Source organism: Oleiphilus sp. HI0066, assembly GCF_001635725.1.
On the sequence record NZ_LWFH01000819.1, the window covers coordinates 1 to 276 of the forward strand.

General features: G+C 46.4%; 1 protein-coding gene. It reads right to left on the bottom strand.

Annotation, left to right across the window (positions count from 1 at the left end; genetic code table 11):
* Window positions 1-276: hypothetical protein (locus A3738_RS30905; RefSeq protein WP_197473766.1), on the bottom strand; the 276-nt coding region annotated here is incomplete at both ends.

Below are 276 nucleotides of genomic sequence, written 5' to 3' on the forward strand. Positions count from 1 at the left end.
CTTCTAAGCGATTCGGCGTAGACATGCCAAGGCTCGGAATAAATGCGTTGATTCCTCTTTTGATTGAGCCACACAAGGTGTTGCCAAGCTCACCAATAAAGTCATAAAAGCGTTCGTCGCCTAGGCTTTCGCTTGTAGCATTCAGCTTTTGCGCTACGTAAGCACGGCTCTGATCGTCGTGATTGAGATGAATCAGCGTGAGCACACGAAATTCCTGAGAAGAGATCGTGAGCATATAAAACTGTTCGAATTCTTCGTGCGTTGAGTGGTTAGTGT